Source organism: Massilia sp. SYSU DXS3249 (assembly GCF_053668055.1).
Genome location: NZ_JBSIPX010000004.1, coordinates 172124 through 187564, shown reverse-complemented (window position 1 = coordinate 187564; position 15441 = coordinate 172124). Strand labels below are relative to the sequence as shown.

General features: G+C 64.1%; 13 protein-coding genes. 2 read left to right on the top strand and 11 right to left on the bottom strand.

Annotated features, from left to right (window positions below; genetic code table 11):
- Window positions 1-8 precede the first annotated feature (8 nt).
- A complete protein-coding gene (locus tag ACWCIA_RS06990; RefSeq protein WP_454161869.1) occupies window positions 9-3347 on the top strand; it encodes a pilus assembly protein in 3339 nt (1112 codons plus the stop codon).
- A 143-nt stretch (window positions 3348-3490) separates the two neighbouring features.
- On the opposite strand, the gene ACWCIA_RS06985 is transcribed toward ACWCIA_RS06990, so the two are convergent.
- The gene (locus ACWCIA_RS06985) at window positions 3491-4831 is read right to left on the bottom strand and encodes a sensor histidine kinase (RefSeq protein WP_454161868.1); all 1341 of its coding nucleotides are present in this window, start codon (window positions 4829-4831) and stop codon (window positions 3491-3493) included.
- Window positions 4828-5493 (bottom strand): response regulator transcription factor, encoded by a 666-nt coding sequence (locus tag ACWCIA_RS06980; protein WP_454161867.1) that lies wholly within the window; start codon window positions 5491-5493, stop codon window positions 4828-4830. The genes ACWCIA_RS06985 and ACWCIA_RS06980 overlap by 4 nt, the downstream gene beginning before the upstream one ends.
- 286 nt (window positions 5494-5779) lie before the next feature.
- Between ACWCIA_RS06980 and ACWCIA_RS06975 the strand changes: the two genes are divergently transcribed.
- Window positions 5780-6589 (top strand): Crp/Fnr family transcriptional regulator, encoded by an 810-nt coding sequence (locus ACWCIA_RS06975; RefSeq protein WP_379740527.1) that lies wholly within the window; start codon window positions 5780-5782, stop codon window positions 6587-6589.
- On the opposite strand, the gene ACWCIA_RS06970 is transcribed toward ACWCIA_RS06975, so the two are convergent.
- The 9 genes from ACWCIA_RS06970 to infC all read right to left on the bottom strand — a co-directional run bounded on the left by ACWCIA_RS06970 (window position 6586) and on the right by infC (window position 15436).
- A complete protein-coding gene (locus tag ACWCIA_RS06970) occupies window positions 6586-8070 on the bottom strand; it encodes a CHASE3 domain-containing protein (protein WP_454161866.1) in 1485 nt (494 codons plus the stop codon). The two genes, ACWCIA_RS06975 and ACWCIA_RS06970, sit on opposite strands and share 4 nt — an antisense overlap.
- Window positions 8071-8327: 257 nt before the next feature.
- Entirely contained in the window at window positions 8328-8960 is a 633-nt protein-coding gene (locus ACWCIA_RS06965; protein ID WP_056334485.1) for a response regulator, read from the bottom strand.
- 297 nt (window positions 8961-9257) lie between these two features.
- A complete protein-coding gene (locus tag ACWCIA_RS06960) occupies window positions 9258-9662 on the bottom strand; it encodes a MerR family transcriptional regulator (RefSeq protein ID WP_454161865.1) in 405 nt (134 codons plus the stop codon).
- Between the two features lie 22 nt (window positions 9663-9684).
- Window positions 9685-10044 carry an integration host factor subunit alpha gene (locus ACWCIA_RS06955; RefSeq protein ID WP_379740515.1) on the bottom strand — a complete coding sequence of 120 codons (360 nt, stop codon included), beginning with the start codon at window positions 10042-10044 and terminating at the stop codon, window positions 9685-9687.
- A gap of 177 nt (window positions 10045-10221) precedes the next feature.
- Window positions 10222-12648, bottom strand: coding sequence for a phenylalanine--tRNA ligase subunit beta (gene pheT / locus ACWCIA_RS06950; protein WP_454161864.1), 2427 nt, complete (start codon window positions 12646-12648; stop codon window positions 10222-10224).
- Window positions 12649-12827: 179 nt separating this feature from the next.
- A complete protein-coding gene (gene pheS, locus ACWCIA_RS06945) occupies window positions 12828-13844 on the bottom strand; it encodes a phenylalanine--tRNA ligase subunit alpha (RefSeq protein WP_454161863.1) in 1017 nt (338 codons plus the stop codon).
- 180 nt (window positions 13845-14024) lie between these two features.
- Window positions 14025-14384 carry a 50S ribosomal protein L20 gene (rplT, locus tag ACWCIA_RS06940; RefSeq protein WP_454161862.1) on the bottom strand — a complete coding sequence of 120 codons (360 nt, stop codon included), beginning with the start codon at window positions 14382-14384 and terminating at the stop codon, window positions 14025-14027.
- Window positions 14385-14404: 20 nt separating this feature from the next.
- Entirely contained in the window at window positions 14405-14602 is a 198-nt protein-coding gene (gene rpmI / locus ACWCIA_RS06935) for a 50S ribosomal protein L35 (protein WP_026354218.1), read from the bottom strand.
- 288 nt (window positions 14603-14890) lie between these two features.
- Window positions 14891-15436, bottom strand: coding sequence for a translation initiation factor IF-3 (gene infC / locus ACWCIA_RS06930; RefSeq protein ID WP_454162077.1), 546 nt, complete (start codon window positions 15434-15436; stop codon window positions 14891-14893).
- Window positions 15437-15441: the final 5 nt, after the last annotated feature.

The following is a 15441-nucleotide window of genomic DNA, read 5'->3' as shown; positions in this document are numbered from 1 at the left end:
AATCGACCATGATCCGCAGCACCAAGATCCGCACTACCGTCGCCAGATCGCTTGCGGGCGCGCTTGCCTGCGCCCTCGCCGCCGCCCCCATGCAGGCCGGCGCCGACGACATCGACATCTTCCTCGGCACCTCGGCCGGCACGAACATCAATCCGCGCATCCTGATCGTGCTGGACAACACCTCGAACTGGTCGCGCCAGAGCCAGAAATGGCCGGCCAGCCAGGACCCGCTGTGGCCGGGCAACAGCCAGGGCCACTCCGAAGTGAACGCGATCAGGCGCGTCGTCGCCGAACTCGACGCCACCGTCAGCATCGGCTTGATGGAATACGTCACCGGCGGCAGCGCCACCGACGACGGCGGCTTCATCCGCTACGCGGTACGGCCGATGGACGACACCAACCGTGCCGCGTTCACGACACAGCTGACGGCAATCCACGGCGGCATCAACAGCCCGGACGAGAAGCGCAACTCGAACACGCCTTACGGCAACCTGATGTACGACGTGTACAACTACTTCACCGGCGCGAACTCGTACTCGCCGGGCGCCACGCTGGCCAGCAAGGCCGATGCCGGCGGCTACACCACGAAATATTCGAAATTCGCCACGCCGCTCACCGCCGACAACACCTGCGGCAAGAGCTACGTCATCTTCATCGGCAACCCGAATTCGAGCGGCCCCTCGTCCGACACCCCGGCCAATACCGCCTTGCTCAATGCGCTCAACGGCAGCGCGGCGCCCCAGCTCGGCCTGCCCAATTTCTCGAGCCAGAAGGTCAGCACGCCCACCAACGTCGGCGTCACCTCGGCCTGCTACAAGGATCCCGCTACGGCGGAGGCCGGCCTGACCGAATTCGCGGCTACCTGCGAGGGCTACACCGACGGCTGCAAGATCGGCGCGGTCGCGGCCAGCGAGCAAGGGGTCTGCACCGCGACCGGCACCAGCCGCTACAACGTAGTGGCCACCGACACCGTCATCACCAACGTCCCGACCGGCAGCTACAGCACCGACACCGGCCCGCTCAACGCCGACGAATGGGCACGCCTGCTGTTCGAGCGCGGCGTTCCCGTGGCCGGCAGCACGGTCCGCCCGTCCGTGTCGACCTACACCATCGACGTCTACAACGCCCAGCCGAACGCCGAGCACACCTCGCTGATGCTGGGCATGGCCAAGGCCGGCGGCGGCAAGTATTACGCGGCGAAGAACGAGGAATCCATCGTCGCGGCGCTCAAGGACATCCTGATCGAGATCCAGGCGGTGAACACCAGCTTCGCCTCGACCAGCCTGCCGGTGAACGCCACCAACCGCTCGCAGAACGAGAACAAGGTCTTCATCGGCATGTTCCGCCCCGACCAGGATGCCAGGCCGCGCTGGTTCGGCAACCTGAAGCGCTACCAGCTGATCAATACGGCAAACGGCCTCGACCTGGGTGACGCGAGCGGCAAGCCCGCCCTGAATACCGACACCGGTTTCGTCACGCCCTGCGCACAGAGCTACTGGACGACCGACACCACGAGCGCCGACGGCAAGAGCGGCTACTGGGCAGGCCTGGGCCTCAAACCCAATCCCGCCGGCGGCTGCAAGACTTCAGGCATGAACCCGTACTCGGACGCGCCGGACGGCCCCTTCGTGGAAAAAGGCGGCGCGGCCCAGGTCCTGCGCCAGGGGAACGCGGCCGGGGGCACCACGAACACGGTCAACCGCACCATGTACACCCAGGCAGCAGGCGCGCTGGTACCCTTTTCGTGGGCCAGCGCCTACCTGGACTCCTCGGTCGTCAAGTTCATCCGCGGAGAAGACGTGAACGGCGAGAAGGCTGCCGGCACCAACACTCGGCCTTCGATCCATGGCGACGTGATCCACTCGCGCCCGCTGCCGGTTAACTACGGCACCGGCGGCGTGACCGTGTTCTACGGCGCCAACGACGGCACCTTCCGTGCGCTCAACGCCGACACCGGGGTCGAACGCTGGGCCTTCGTGGCGCCGGAATTCCTGCCGCGCCTGTCGCGCCTGAAGAGCAATTCGCCGCTGGTGGCCTACCCCGGCATGGCCACCCCGGAAGGCCCCGCGCCCACGCCCAAGGACTACTTCTTCGACGGCTCCACCGGCATCTACCAGAATGCCGACAGCTCGAAAATCTGGGTCTACCCGACCATGCGCCGCGGCGGACGCATGATCTATGCGCTCGACGTCACCAAGGCAAACGAGCCGGTGTTCAAGTGGAAGGCCGGCTGTCCGAACCTGGGCAACGATACCGGCTGCACCGACGGCGTGAGCGGCATCGGCCAGACCTGGTCGACCCCGAGCGTCGCCTTCATCAAGGGCTATTCGACCACCAAGCCAGTGGTGGTAGTGGGCGGCGGCTACGACCGCTGCGAGGATGCCGACAGCACCGCGCCGAACTGCAGCGCGACCAAGGGCGGCGTCGTCTACATCCTCGACGCCGACGACGGCGAAGTACTCCGCAGCTTCGCCACCGAACGCTCGGTCGCGGCCGACGTGGCGATGGTCGACATCGACAACGACTCCATGCCCGACTACGCCTACGCGGCCGACACCGGCGGCAACCTGTACCGGATCGACTTCGTGAACGGCTCGACGACCCGCGTCGCCCTCGACAAGGACGGATGGACCAGCCGCAAAGTGGCGCGCACGAGCGGCGGCGGGCGCAAGTTCCTGTTCGCGCCGGCGCTGTTCGCAGCCCAGGGCCAGGTCTTCGTGGCGCTCGGCAGCGGCGACCGCGAGCATCCGCTGTACACGCACTACCCGTTCGACAATGTCGTCAACCGCTTCTACGTCTACAAGGACGACCTGGCGGCCGTCTCCTCGCCCGCCCAGGACCTCGACACCCTGGCCGACTACACCGGCCAGACCGCCTGCGATACGGCGCGCGTGCTGCCGAATAACGACCTGAAAGGCTGGTACATGAACCTGAACCAGAACGGCAAGGGCGAGCAGGTGGTGACCTCGGCGCTGATCGTCGGCGGCATGGTGACCTTCAGCACCAACCGCCCGATCGCCCCCAGCGCCGGCACCTGCGCCACTACCCTGGGCGAAGCCCGCGGCTACTGGGTCAACCTGCTGAACGCCTCCGGCGCCATCGGCACCCCCGGCGCCTGCGGCGGCACCCGTTCCTCGACCTTCGTCGGCGGCGGCCTGCCGCCGTCGCCGGTGCTGGCGAACGGCGTAATGGTCGGCAACCAGGCGACCACGGTGGTCATCGGCGCGGTGCAGAAGGGCTCCGAAAAAGCCGCCGGCGCCAGCGTGTCCATCGCCCCGCAGAGCATCCGTCCGGCGATCACGTCCAAGCGCAGGCGTACGTATTCGTATACGTCGGAAGCGAAGTAAGGAAAGGCGGGCGCCGCTCCACGCAAAAGCCGCTTCGATTGGCGTCGGAGCGGCTTTTTTATGTGCGGTTGTTGTCGATGGCCGTAAACGCTACATCTGGCGCGATGCGTAGGGCGGAGTCCTGACTCCACGCGTTTCTGAAGCTAAGGAAACGCGACGGTGAACACGGCCCCGCCCTGTGCTGCGTCGGTCAGCAAAATCTCCGCCCCATGCAAATTCGCGATGTCGCGCACGATCGCCAGTCCCAGGCCGCTGCCCAGCGTCCCCCTGCCCTCGTCCAGCCGCACGAAACGCTCGAACACCTGGCCACGCATGGCGGCCGGGATCCCCGGCCCGTTGTCCTCGACCCGCAACAGCGTCCCGCCTCCGCCTTCCACCACGCCGCAGCTGACCGTCACGCGCCCGCCGCGCGGCGTGTAGCGCAGGGCGTTGTCGACCAGGTTGTCGACCAGGTCGCGCAGCAGGAAGCGGTCGCCCTCGACCGGCGCCGCTTCGAGCTCGAAACCGAGGTCGATGTCCTTGCCGGCAGCCTGCTCGACGAAGGCCTGGATGCTTTCCGCCACCAGTTCCGCGAGGTCGAGCGGGGCCAGGCGCAGGCGGTCGAAGCGGTTCGGCTCGGCGCGTTCGAGCGAGAGCAGCTGGTTGGTCTGGCGGATCATGCGCTCGTTCGCGTCCAGCATCAGTTCGACCGAGCGGCGCGTTTCAGGATCGCCCGCATGGCGCGCCGCCAGCCATTCGAGCTGCAGGCGCAGGCCGGCCAGCGGCGTGCGCAGCTGGTGCGCCACGTTGGCGCGGAACTCGTCCTGGGCGCGGGCGCCGGCGGCGATCCGCCCCAGCAGCGCATTGAAGGCGTCGACCACCGGCGCCAGTTCGCGCGGCATGCCGGCCGTTTCCAGCGGCGCCAGGTCGGCGCTGCCGCGGGCGTCGAGCCGGGCGCGCAGGCGGGCCAGCGGCGCCAGGCCGTTCCCGACCGAAAACCAGACCAGGCCGACCAGCGCCAGGCTGAACACGACTTCCAGCAGCACCAGCGAACGGACAATGGCGGCGCGCACCTGCTGGCGGGCCCGCACCGTGCGCGCCACGCTGATGCGCTGCACGAGTGCGCCTTCCCTGACCTCGGCCACGGCGATGCGCACCGGTTCGCCGTGCAGGGTGGCGTCGTGCATGCCCGGGCGCGCGAAGGCCGGCAGCGCGGCGGTGCCCGCCAGCAGGACGCCGCCCGGCCCGTGCAGGGCGGTCCAGGTGGCTTCACCGGCGTTGTCGTCGAAGTTCCCGTTGGCCAGCGCGGCCGCCCCCGCCGTGCGCACGCGTGCGGCAAGGCCGGCGGCGGCCGTGCGCAGGCCATCGTCGAAGGCGAGCTGGGCCGGCGTCCAGGCCAGCAGGTAGGTCAGGGCCGCGGCGCCCAGGTTGACGACGAGAATGGGGCCGACCAGCCATTTGAGCAGGCGCAGCCGGATGCTGCCGATACCGCCCTTCCTGCTCATGCAGCCGCTTCGAGCAGGTAGCCGAAACCGCGGATGGTGCGCAGGGAGAGGCCGGCGCCATCGAGCTTGAGGCGCAGGCGCGACACGTAGACTTCGACGGCGTTCAGGGTCAGGTCTTCGCCCCAGGGCGCGATGGTGTCGATGATTTGCTGTTTCGAGACGACTCTTCCCGCCTGCTGCAGCAGGTATTCGAGCACGGCCCATTCGCGCGCCGACAGCTCCAGCGGCCGTTCTCCGATGCGGGCCCGGCGCGCGCTTGAGTCCAGCACCAGGTTGCCGAGCGCCAGAACCGAGGCTTTCGGGGCGTTGCGGCGCGCCAAGGCGCGGATGCGGGCGACGAGCTCGGGGGTGGCGAAGGGCTTGACCAGGTAATCGTCGGCCCCGGTCTCCAGCCCGCGCACGCGGTCCTCGACGGCGTCGCGCGCGGTCAGCAGCAGCACGGGCGTGGTATCGCCGCGTGCGCGCAGGCGGCGCACCACTTCGAAGCCGTCGATGCCGGGCAGGCCGATGTCGAGTACCGCCACCAGCGGCGGATTACGCTGCAGCAGCAGGTCGGCCTGGAGGCCGTCGCGCGCCAGCTCGACCTGCATGCCGTGGCCCTGCAGGGTACGGATCAGGCCATCGGCAAGGACGGCATCGTCTTCGACAAGTAGGACAAACATGCGCGCAAAGGTCGGTCGGGGGTCGATTGGGGAAAATTCGGCGTGGCCGAGGCCGCCATTATGCGCCGAAACCTTGCGCTGGATAAATAAAAAGCCTGATTTAGGGCATCTTTCCCAGTAGGACTGGACTGACAAGACACCATGCATACTGCCTACATGGGGGCAACCCCTAATCTTATGTTCGGCAACAGACTATAGCTTTAATGTACACACATCGCGATGAGGCAGTGTCAACAGTCTCCAGAAGTCGCCCTTGATGCAATAAGTGAAGATAAGAGGACAGAAAATGAACAACGCTCAACTTGGTGGTGTTACGCAAAAAACGCAATCCGTCTCCCGGATTCCTGCCAGCAAAGAGGATATCAAGCCTGCGTCCCGTCCAGTTGTCAGTGTCAGCGGCACCCAGCAAAACGAACTGCTGGCCGCTCTCCCCCGCCAAGACCTGGAAACCCTGTTCGAGCACCTGGAACTGGTTCCAATGCCGTTCGGCAAAGAATTGTTTGAGTATGGCAGCAAACTGGAATACGTGTATTTCCCGACGACCGCAATCGTGTCGCTGCTGTATGTGATGGAAGACGGCGCCACCACCGAGATCGCCGTCGTTGGACACGAAGGTGTGGTCGGCGTGTCGCTCTTCATGGGTGAGCGCGCCATGTGCAGCGCCGTCGTCCAGAGCGCCGGCTACGGCTACCGCCTCAAGACCCAGTACCTGCGCGATGCCTTCATGAAGGGCGGCGCCCTGCCCCAGCTGCTGATGCGCTACACCAACGCCCTGTTTGCCCAGATGGCCCAGAACGCCGTCGGCGGCCGCCACAGCTCGATCGAACAGAAGCTGTGCCGCTGGCTGCTGGACCGCCTGGACCGTTCGCCAGGCAACGAGCTGAAGGTGACCCAGGAACTGATCTCGATCATGCTGGGCGTGCGCCGCGAAAGCATCACCGCCGCTGCCGGCAAGCTGCAGGACGAAGGCCTGATCCAGTACCGCCGCGGCAACATCACCGTCCTCGACCGCGCCGGCCTCGAAGAATACGCAGGCGAATGCTACAAGGTTGCGAAGACCGAATACGACCGCCTGCTGATGGACGTCGCCCGCTAAGCCGTCCGGATTTCGCCCCCGGGTTCATTCTCCTCCATCGCCGGCATGTCCGGCGATGTGTTTTTTGGCTCCCGCATGTGCGCCGCCCCCGCTTCGCCGGGGCCTACCGTCAGCGGAATGCGCGCCCGCACGCAGGTGCCGACGTCGTTGACGCCGCGTCCTACTTCCAGTTTCCCTCCCAGCAGCAAGGCCCGCTCGCGCATGCCCAGCAAGCCGTGCGATTTCGAGCGCGCGAAGGCGTCCGGCGCGATGCCGACGCCGTCGTCGCTGACCTCCAATGCCAGCGCCGTGCCGTCGTGCTCGAGATGGACGATGACGTTGCGCGCACCAGCATACTTGGCGATGTTGTTCAGGGATTCCTGGACGATGCGGAACAGCGCGATGGCATGCATCGGTCCGGCGCTGTCGATCTCGCCCTCCACCAGCACGTCGCAATCCAGGCCCGTGACCCGGGCGTAATCGGCGCAATAGCTTTGCAGGGCGGCGGACAGGCCCAGGTTGTCGAGCAGGCTCGGGCGCAGGTCTTCGACGATGCGGCGCTTGAGCTGCACGGTGTCGACCAGGGTGGCGCGTGCGCGCGACAGCATGGCGGCCAGGTCCGGACGGCTGGTGCGCAGCTGTTCCGCTACGCTGTTCAGGTCCATGCCGATCGCCGTCAGGTTGGCGCCCATTTCGTCGTGGAGCTCGCGCGCCAGGCGCGCTTTTTCTTCTTCGGACACATGGATCAGGTGGCGCGACAGCACCGATAGCTGCTCGGTACGCTTAGCCACGGTGGATTCGAGCTGCTCGTTAACCGTTTGCAAGGCGTGCTCCGCTTCGGCGCGCGCGGCGAAACTGCGCTGCACCGAGCGGTAGAACAGGAGCAGCACCGCAATCGCGGCGGCATTGATACCCAGGCCCAGCAACATCGCATGGCGATACTGCTTGTAGAACGTCGCGCTATGCGCGCCGAGCAATTCGTTCTGCTCGCTCAGCATGATGACCACTTGCAGGCGGATCTCGTCGCTGTCGCCATCGGTTGGCGCACCGGTAATGGTCAGGATTTCCTTCAGGCCACCGTCGCGGTAGATGGTGAGCGCCTGGTTCATCATGTCGAGCTGGCGCTCGACCAGGGTGCGCAATTGCGCGAGGTTCTTTTGCTGCGAGGGATTGTCGGCCAGCAGGTTGCCCAATGTGCGCAGCTGGTTCTCGATCTGGGCCGGGGCGCCCTGCACCGCACCCAGGTAGGTCGAATTACCCGATAGGAAATAGCCGCGCATATTGCTTTCGGCATCGGTGACGAGTAGGTTCAAGTGCTGCAACTCGTCGGTGACGCGCGCGGTCTGGTCTTGCAGGCTATTCGCCGCTTTCAGCCCGTCGAGGTTGCGCAGCAGGCTGAAACCGTTCGCCAGCAGGATCAACACGCATACCGCACACAGCAGGGTTTTATAAAGCGGCAGACTGCGTGCCCGCATGGGGGCCGGATCGCTCGTGAAATACATGTGTCGACTTCCTTTCGCGCAACTTACCGAACAGCACTAGATTATAGTCCTGTCCGCACGGAAATGCTGCATAGCGGCAATCGAGCAGGCGGGGATGAGACAGATGCGACGCGGTCGCGCCGGCGCTCGGCGGCGGGACGCCAGCCTCGGCGCGCGGTGGCGCACGCTATTGCGTTGACTTGCGCGCGGCCGGATGACCGCAGTGCCGGCTCGTAGCGCCGGCCAGGGCGGACGCCGGGAGGCGTCCGCGGACTGCCCTAGTCGAGCAGGTTGTTTTTCATGGCGTAGTAAGTCAGGTCGCTGTTCGACTGCAAGCCCATCTTTTCCATGATGCGGGTACGGTAAGTGGACACGGTCTTGATCGACAGCGACAGGGCGTTGCCGATATCCGACACCGTGGCCCCCTTTGCAAGGCGCAGGAAGACCTGGAACTCGCGGTCCGACAGCTCGGTATGCAGCGCCGTGTTCGGATCGCGGTCGAAGCTCTGCGCCAGCAGTTCGCCGACGGTCGAGCTGACGTAGCGGCGGCCCTGGAACACGGTGCGAACCGCCGTCTTGAGCTCGTCGGCGTCGCATTCCTTGTTCAGGTAGCCGTTGGCGCCCATCTTGAACAGGTTCAGCGCGTACTGTTGTGCCGGGTAGCCGGAGAGAATCAGCACCGGCAGGTTCGGCTGGCCCTGACGGATGGTGCGCAGAATGTCGATCCCGCTCTGGTCGGGCATGGCGATGTCGAGCAGGAGCACGTCGCAAATCTCGCGACGGGCAATATCCAGCGCTTCACGGCCGGTGGCGCCTTCGGCCACGACTTCGAAGTCGCCAGACGACGAGAAAATCTGTTTGAAACCGGCTCGAACTATCTGGTGATCGTCACAAATGGCAACGCGTATCATTGTCTTCCCTTAAATTTTCCTGGCACAGGAAAGAGCCGGGATTATCTGCCCGGCTGTCATGCGTTGATTTAAAGCACCTAACATAAGCTCCATGACAGCGTCGCATCGTCTTGCCGTACCTCGGTACTGTCTTCGACGAAGTGCTGCGCCCTTGGGCCGCGCCCTTGGGCATCGTCCTGAAGGCTATGTCAGGCGCTTTTAGCTATATCGCATGTAACATTTTAGCACTCTCCCGCCCATCTACAACAGAGCGCACGAATGCTGGGTTATCTGGACCGTTCGCTGCGCCCCGCCGAGTCAGGCCGGCCGCACGCTCTGCTTCAGAAACGCAAGAATATCGACCAGTTCTTCGCGCAGCCGGGCCGTGTCGACGACCGGCGTTTCCTCGACCTGCACGGGCTCGACGCCGCCGGCCAGGGCGCTGGCGCGGTTGTCGAGCCGGTTGCGGGCGCCGCTGATCGTGAAGCCCTGCTCGTAGAGCAATTCGCGGATGCGCCGGATCAGCAGCACCTCGTGGTGCTGGTAGTAGCGGCGATTACCACGGCGTTTGACAGGCTTGAGCTGAGTAAATTCCTGCTCCCAGTAGCGCAGCACGTGCGGCTTGACGCCGCACAATTCGCTGACTTCGCCGATCGTGAAGTAGCGCTTGGCCGGGATCGGCGGCAGCGCGGTCAATTCAGTCTTGTTGGGGCGATCGTTCATGGCTCACTTATCATGGACGCGCTCAGGCGGCGCGCGCCAGCGACGACGGCGGCGGGCTGGTTTCTTCGACCATGCCCTTCAGCTTCTGGCTGGCGTGGAAGGTCACGACGCGGCGCGCCGTGATCGGGATCTCTTCCCCGGTTTTCGGATTGCGGCCCGGCCGCTGGGGCTTGTCGCGCAACTGGAAGTTGCCGAAGCCCGACAGCTTGACCGCCTCGCCGCGCTCGAGCGCGTTGCGGATCTCGTCGAAGAAAGTTTCGACCATGTCCTTGGCTTCGCGCTTGTTCAGCCCGACCTGCTCGAACAGCAGCTCGGCCAGCTCGGCCTTGGTGAGGGTCGGCAGGTCCCGCTCGGCTTCCTTGCGGACCCGCGCCACCTGCATCGCGCGATGCAGGTCGGCCGCCAGTGCCTCCTGGAACACGGCCGAATCAACGTCGTTGTTATTAATTTTGAAGCCCTGCCTTCATTCAGATGGACACGTTTTGGACTGTAGAGCCCCCTGACCCCATCCCCATGGCTGCGACGCAGCGTCTTGCCTGGGGACTGTTGTCGGGCGCTCTTAACCGCGCAATTTTGCGCTATGTTTTTCTCTTGCGGCCTCGGCCACGGCAGCCATCACGGCCTCCACGGCATCGTCCTGCAAGGTCGATTGAGTATCTTGCAAGCCAAAGCGGAAAGCAAGCGATTTTTCGTCCGCCTCCAGGCCCTTGCCGCGGTATTCGTCAAATAAAACAATGGCTTGCACGATCTTACCCAACGGGTGAGCGGCAACGGCCGCCTGGAAGGCATCGATCACGGCCTGGGCCGGAACGTCCGCCTTCACCACCAACGCGAGGTCGCGCGTGGCGCCCGGGAATTTCGAAATCTCGGTGTAGCTCGGCACCACACGCTCCTGCAGGGCAGCCGCATCGACCTCGAACAGCACCGGCGCCTGCGGCAGGTCGTACTTCTGCAGCCAGCGCGGGTGCAGTTCGCCGATGAAGCCGACCACGCGGCCATCGAGCTCGACATTGGCGCAGCGGCCCGGGTGCAGCGCGGGGTGCTCAGCCTTAACGAAGCGTACCACACGCGGCGAAAACAGCGCTTCCAGATCGGCTTTCACGTCGAAGTAGTCGACCGCACGGGTCGGTTGCCCCCACTGCTCGTCGAAGGCCGGGCCGTAGGCCATGGCGCCGACGCGCTTGGGCTGGTCGAAACCGGCCACCGACAGCGGACCGTCGACGGTGGTGTCGGCGCGATGGAACACGGGGCCCGCCTCGAACACGCGCACGCGCCCTGCCTTGCGGTTCAGGTTGTAGCGCACGTTGGCCAGCAGGCCGCCGATCAGCGAGGAACGCATCACGCTCATCTGGCTGGCGATCGGGTTCTGCAGCTTGATCGGGTCGCTGTTGCCGGCGAAATCCTGCTCCCAAGTGGATTCCACGAAGCTCATGTTGACCACTTCCTGGTAGCCGAGGTCGGCCAGCACGTGGCGTATTGCGAACAGCGAGCGAGTGGCTTCCGGCTCGATCAGCATCGCGGATGGCGCCACCGGCGGATTGGCCGGGATGTTTTCGAAGCCGTAGACGCGCGCCACTTCCTCGATCAGGTCTTCCTCGATCTCGATGTCGAAACGGTAGGACGGCGCGGTGACGGCGAACTCGCCCGGCTGGTGCGTGAACGGCAGGTGCAGGCGGGTGAAGATGTCGGCCACCATCTCGTCGGTGATGGTCACGCCGATTACCTTCTGGGCGCGCGCGGTGCGCATCACGACCGGCTTGCGCTCGGGCAGGTTCGCGACCTGGTCGTCGATCGGGCCAACTTTGGTTGCGTCGGTGCCGCAGATCTGGACGATCAGCGCGGTGATGCGCTCGATGTGTTCGACGGTCGTCGCGTAGTCGACGCCGCGCTCGAAGCGGTGGGCCGCATCGGTCGAGAAATTGTACTTGCGGGCACGGCCCTGGATGGCGTTCGGCCACCAGAAGGCCGCTTCCAGGTAGATGTCGGTCGTGTCCAGGGTGACGGCGGTCGAGTCGCCGCCCATGATGCCGGCCAGCGATTCGATTTCCTTGTCGTCGGCGATCACGCCGACCCACTCGTCGACCTCGACGGTGTTGCCGTTCAGGAGCTTGAGCTGTTCGCCCTTCTTGCCCCAGCGCACGTCGATGGAACCGTGGATCTTGTCCAGGTCGAACACGTGCGAGGGACGGCCGACTTCCAGCATGACGTAGTTCGAGATGTCGACCAGGGCCGAGACCGAGCGCTGGCCCGAGCGTTCCAGGCGCTGCTTCATCCAGTCGGGCGTCGCCGCCTTCGCGTTCAGGCCGCGGATCACGCGGCCGGTGAAGCGGCCGCACAGGTCCGGCGCGGAAATCTTTGCCGGCAGGACTTCGTCCGTGGTGACCGGCACCGGCACCGTCGTCGGCAGGTGCAGCGGCGCGCCGGTGAGCGCGGACACTTCGCGCGCCACGCCCAGCACCGACAGGCAGTCCGCCTTGTTCGGGGTCAGCTTGATGGTGAACTTCAGGTCATCCAGGCCCAGGTAATCGCGGATGCTCAGTCCCACTGGCGCATCGACCGGGAGTTCCATCAGGCCGCTGCTCTCTTCCGAAATCTTCAGTTCCTTGGCCGAGCACATCATGCCCTGCGACTCGACGCCGCGCAGCTTGCCGACCTTGATCTCGAAGGGCTTGCCGTCGCTGCCCGGCGGCAGCACGGCGCCGGCCTTGGCGCAGATCGCCTTCATGCCCGCGCGCACGTTCGGCGCGCCGCAGACGATGTTCAGGAGCTCGCCGGTGCCGACGTTCACCTGGCACACGTTCAGGCGATCGGCGTTCGGGTGCTTGGCGACTTCGACGACTTCGGCCACGACCACGTTCGAGAACGGCGGCGCGACGGCTTCCACTTCCTCGACTTCGAGGCCGGACATCGTCAGCAGGTGGGACAGCTCATCCGAAGTCATCTTCGGATCGACCATGGAACGGAGCCAGTTTTCGGAGAATTGCATAATCTTTTACCTTGTCCTGCGTATTTTATGGAATTAGCACCAATTAAATTGGCCTCAGAAACCGTAGCGAGCGGCCGCAGATTCGGTTGAGAAGCGCAGCTGTACTTTAGTACAGCGAGCTATCGCCTTGGCGGCGCAAACCGAAGCTGCAACGCGCAGTAGGTTTATGAGGTCAATTTTTAATTAAATTGCTTTAGGAATCGTAGGTCGCCTTCATAGAACAGGCGCAGGTCGTTGATTCCATAACGCAGCATCGTCAGGCGCTCGAGGCCGGAGCCGAACGCGAAGCCGACGAACTTTTCCGGATCGAGGCCGAAGTTGCGCACGACGGTCGGATGCACCTGGCCGGCGCCCGAGACTTCGAGCCAGCGGCCTTTCAGCGGACCCGAACCGAAGGCGATGTCGATCTCGGCCGACGGTTCCGTGAACGGGAAGTAGGAAGGACGGAAGCGCACCTGCAGGTCGTCGGTCTCGAAGAAGGCCTTGACGAAGTTCAGGTAGACGCCCTTCAGGTCGGCGAAGGAAATGTCTTCGCCGATCCACAAGCCTTCCACCTGGTGGAACATCGGCGAGTGGGTGGCGTCGCTGTCGACGCGGTAGGTGCGGCCCGGCGCGATGACCTTGATCGGCGGCGTGTGGGTGCGCGCATAACGCACCTGCATCGGGCTGGTGTGGGTGCGCAGCAGCAGCGGCTTGCCGGTGGTGTCCTGGCCTTCGATGTAGAAGGTGTCCTGCATCGAACGGGCCGGGTGGTTTTCCGGGCTGTTCAGGGCCGTGAAATTGGTCCAGTCGTTTTCGATTTCCGGGCCGTCGGCCACGTCGAAACCGATCGAGCGGAAGATCTGCTCGACGCGTTCCCAGCTGCGCATCACCGGGTGGATGCCGCCCAGCGAGCGGCCGCGGCCCGGCAGGGTGACGTCGATGGCCTCGGCGTTCAGGCGCGCCTCCAGTTGGGCGTTCGCCAGCGCTTCGCGACGCTTGGTCAGTGCCTGTTCGATTTTTTCTTTGGCGGCATTGATCAGGGCGCCCTGCGCCTTGCGCGCGTCGGGGTCGAGCTTGCCGAGTCCCTTCATCAGTTCGGTCACCTGGCCGGTCTTGCCCAGGTATTTCGCTTTTGCGTTTTCCAGCGCGGCCGCATCCGGCGCGGCGCCAAAGTCCGCCCCTGCTGCGACGACGAGTTCTTCGAGCGAGTTCATGCTTTGTTCTTTTCCTGTATTCGGGTGGCAGGAGCCACGGGTGACCTGTAATTGTAGCGCTTATGCAACGCATGCACCAATTTACGCGGACCCATAATCAAAAACGGGGCACAGGTAATAAACCGTGCCCCGCTCTTTTTGCGCTACGTTGCCGCAGCGCTAGGTACTAGCAAACTGCTATCAGGCAGCCAGCTTGGCCTGGACGGCGCTGACAATCGCGGCGAATGCCGGCTTGTCGTGCACTGCCATGTCGGCCAGGACTTTACGGTCCAGTTCAATCGCGGCTTTCTTCAGGCCGTTCATGAACGCGCTGTAGGTCATGCCGTGCGAACGCGATGCTGCGTTGATACGGGTGATCCACAGTGCGCGGAAGACGCGCTTCTTGTTGCGGCGGTCGCGGTATGCGTACTGGCCAGCGCGCATGACTGCTTGCTTGGCAATACGGAATACTTTGCTGCGACGGCCACGGTAGCCTTTTGCAAGCTCAAGAACTTTTTTATGACGGGCACGTGCAGTAACCCCACGTTTTACTCGAGGCATATTCGCTCCTTAGTGTGAGATTAAGCAGATGGCATCATGCGGTAGACGCTGGTCACGTCCGACGCATTGATGTTACGGGTGCCGCGCAGCTGGCGCTTGTTCTTGGTGGTCTTCTTGGTCAGGATGTGACGCTTGAACGCCATACCCGATTTGACGGTACCGCCCGGACGCACGCGAAAACGCTTCTTCGCGCTGCTTTTGGTTTTCATTTTTGGCATAGTCATCTGTCCTTGCGGACAGCCTCATATGTGACAGGATTGCAGGTGGCAGCAACGCTGCTCTTGGATGCCTACTTTCACTTGTCTTGCAGCGCAAGCGAGTGCGCTACAACCTGCTTCGAAAAACAGGAACCGCAGATTCTAGCACAGGTTGGACTGGAAAGTGTTGCTGTAGGGTGGGCATTTATGCCCACCCTACGACACCTATGAACGAAACAAGGCCGGCCCGGTGCGGCAGCAAACGCTGCCACACCGGGCCGACCCTTTTCGAACCATCCGAACGAAGAATTACTTCTTCTTTTTCGGCGCGATAATCATGATCATCTGGCGGCCTTCCATCTTCGGGAACTGCTCGACCTGGCCGAACGGCTCGAGGTCTCCCTTCAGACGCTCCAGCATGCGGAAGCCGATGTCCTGGTGGGCCATTTCGCGGCCGCGGAAGCGCAGCGTGATCTTGGTCTTGTCGCCGTCTTCCAGGAACTTGATGAGGTTGCGCAGCTTGATGCTGTAGTCGCCTTCATCGGTGCCCGGACGGAACTTGACTTCCTTGACCTGGATGATCTTCTGCTTCAGCTTGGCTTCGTGGGCCTTCTTCTGCTCGGAGTACTTGAACTTGCCGTAATCCATGAGGCGGCAGACCGGCGGAACCGCGTTGGGCGCGATCTCGACCAGGTCCACATTCTTTTCCTCGGCCAGACGAAATGCCTCAGCCAGGCTCACAATGCCCAGCGGCTCGTTGTCCACCCCGGACAAACGCATTTCCGGGTAAGTGATTTCGCCATTGATGCGATGCGACTTGTCAGTAGCTATGTTGTTTCCTTTTAATGTCTGAATAACCG